Here is a 3,188-nt window from a genome sequence, read left to right as displayed (position 1 = left end):
TGGTTGCGGGAGCAGGATTTGAACCTGCGACCTTCAGGTTATGAGCCTGACGAGCTACCTGGCTGCTCCATCCCGCGTCAGGTTGATTTTCTATCGTTGAGAGAGGATTTGGATTTTACTAGGTTTGGCGGTGACCTACTCTCCCAGGGCTTGAGCCCAAGTACCATCGGCGCGACAGTGCTTAACTTCCGGGTTCGGGAAGGGACCGGGTGTTTCACTTGTGCTGTAGCCACCAAACCGAGAAAAATCCAGCTGCCTTCGGCAGGTGGATTTGGCGGCAGGCAGCGTGTTTACGAAGTAAACATGCGTTGCCGCACCTGAGTTATGTCACGAGACATTTCCACATGCGGAAGGCGTTACAATCAACGTTGTCCAAGTGTTTGTTCGGGATGTTTGCTTATTTGGTTCCGGCAACACTGTCTGTTACTGGATCAAATCAAGCCTATCGGGCGATTAGTACCGGTCAACTGAATGCATTGCTGCACTTACATCTCCGGCCTATCGGCGTGGTGGTCTTCCACGGCCCTCAGGGATACCTTGTTTTGAGGGGGGCTTCCCGCTTAGATGCCTTCAGCGGTTATCCTGTCCGATCATAGCTACCCAGCACTGCTATTGGCATAACAACTGGTCCACCAGTGGATCGTTCACCCCGGTCCTCTCGTACTAGGGGCAACTCCTCTCAAGTATCCTACACCCACGGCAGATAGGGACCGAACTGTCTCACGACGTTCTAAACCCAGCTCACGTACCTCTTTAAACGGCGAACAGCCGTACCCTTGGGACCTGCTCCAGCCCCAGGATGAGATGAGCCGACATCGAGGTGCCAAACACTGCCGTCGATATGGACTCTTGGGCAGTATCAGCCTGTTATCCCCGGCGTACCTTTTATCCGTTGAGCGATGGCCCTTCCACGCGGGACCACCGGATCACTATGGCCGACTTTCGTCTCTGCTCGACTTGTCAGTCTTGCAGTCAGGCTGGCTTCTGCCATTGCACTCAACGAGCGATTTCCGACCGCTCTGAGCCAACCTTCGCGCGCCTCCGTTACTCTTTAGGAGGCGACCGCCCCAGTCAAACTACCCGCCACGCAGGGTCCCGGATCCGGATAACGGACCGCGGTTAGATATCAAGAGTGCGAAGGGTGGTATCTCAAGGGAGGCTCCACCGGAACTTGCGTTCTGGTTTCGATGCCTACCACCTATCCTGCACATCACAATCCTGATACCAGTGCGAAGCTGTAGTAAAGGTGCACGGGGTCTTTCCGTCTAACCGCGGGAAGCCTGCATCTTGACAGGCAATTCAATTTCGCTGAGTCGATGTTGGAGACAGCGGGGAAGTCGTTACGCCATTCGTGCAGGTCGGAACTTACCCGACAAGGAATTTCGCTACCTTAGGACCGTTATAGTTACGGCCGCCGTTTACCTGGGCTTCAATTCGGAGCTCTCACCCCTCCTTTTAACCTTCAGGCACCGGGCAGGCGTCAGACCCTATACGTCGTCTTGCGACTTCGCAGAGCCCTGTGTTTTTAATAAACAGTCGCCACCCCCTGGTTTGTGCCCCCGGATTCCACTTGCGTAGGACCCGGGCCTCCTTCTCGCGAACTTACGGAGGTATTTTGCCGAGTTCCTTCAACATCGTTCTCTCAAGCGCCTTGGTATTCTCTACCAGTCCACCTGTGTCGGTTTAGGGTACGGTCTGAAAGGAGGGCTATTTCCAGGGACTGCTGAGCAGCCCACTCAATCCGATAAGAGTGAACTACCTTTGCAATCCGTCACCACTCCACGGCCCAGGAATATTAACCTGGTTCCCATCGCCTACGCCTTTCGGCCTCGGCTTAGGGGCCGGCTTACCCTGCTCAGATTAGCTTTAAGCAGGAACCCTTGGACTTTCGGCGAGAGTGTCTCTCACACTCTTTGTCGCTACTCATGTCATCATTCTCGCTAGTGATCTCTCCACGGGATCGCTCACGCGCCCGCTTCATCGAAAGCCTCTTGTCTCCAATCTTCCCGAGGGAAGTAAGGAGACATGAGACTATGTCACACTACGCTCTGCTACCATGCCCTATGGGCATCCTCGGCTTCGGCTCATGGCTTGAGCCCCGTTACATCTTCGCCGCAGGACGTCTTATTTAGACCAGTGAGCTGTTACGCTATCTTTAAAGGATGGCTGCTTCTAAGCCAACCTCCTGGTTGTTTTGGACATCCCACCTGCTTTCCCACTTAGCCATGAATTGGGGGCCTTAGCCGGAGGTCAGGGTTGTTTCCCTCTCCACGACGGACGTTAGCATCCGCCGTGTGTCTGCCATCTAGTACTCCCGGGTATTCGGAGTTTGGTTAGGATCAGTAAGCCTGTGGGGCCCCATTACCCATCCAGTGCTCTACCCCCCGGGGTATTCGGATGACGCTCTACCTAAATAGATTTCGCAGAGAACCAGCTATCTCCGAGTTTGATTGGCCTTTCACCCCTAGGCACAGCTCATCCCGATCTTTTTCAACAGATGTGGGTTCGGTCCTCCAGTGCGTGTTACCGCACCTTCAACCTGGCCATGCCTAGATCACTCGGTTTCGGGTCTGATCCCACGAACTCATGCGCCCTATTAAGACTCGCTTTCGCTGCGCCTCCGCCTAGCGGCTTAAGCTTGCTCGTGAGACCAAGTCGATGACCCATTATACAAAAGGTACGCTGTCAGCCCTCAAGGGGCCTCCAACTGATTGTAGGCGTTCGGTTTCAGGTACTGTTTCACTCCCCTCGTCGGGGTGCTTTTCACCTTTCCCTCACGGTACTGGTTCGCTATCGGTCAGTAAGGAGTACTTAGCCTTCGGAGGTGGTCCTCCGATCTTCGAACAGGATTTCACGTGTCCCGCCCTACTTGATACGTCCCTCAGAGCTTCGAATACGGGGCTATCACCCGCTATGGCCATGCTTCCCAACATGTTCTTCTCACTCATCAGGCTCGGCTGGTCCGCGTTCGCTCGCCACTACTAACGGAGTCTCTATTGATGTCCTTTCCTCCGGGTACTTAGATGTTTCAGTTCCCCGGGTTTGCTCTTAAAGACCTATGTATTCAGTCCTTAAGTACCTGGTTAAGCCCATTATAAGCAGCCTTGCGGCTATTATAACAAACTTTCAGGTGGGTTCCCCCATTCAGAGATCCATGGTTCAAAGCCTATTCCCGGCTCCCCATGGCT

Annotated in this window: 1 tRNA gene and 2 rRNA genes (1 of these 3 only partly in view); all 3 read right to left on the bottom strand. The window is 54.1% G+C overall.

Annotated features, from left to right (window positions below):
- A tRNA-Met gene (locus tag AC0IPL_RS11580) sits at positions 1 to 77 on the bottom strand.
- Between the two features lie 45 nt (positions 78 to 122).
- Positions 123 to 237, bottom strand: a 5S ribosomal RNA gene (gene rrf, locus AC0IPL_RS11575).
- 195 nt (positions 238 to 432) lie between these two features.
- Positions 433 to 3,188: ribosomal RNA gene (locus tag AC0IPL_RS11570) — 23S ribosomal RNA — on the bottom strand; it runs 74 nt beyond the window's last position.

The organism is Leisingera sp. SA32 (assembly GCF_056033425.1).
This window is presented reverse-complemented; position numbering and strand designations above follow the sequence as displayed.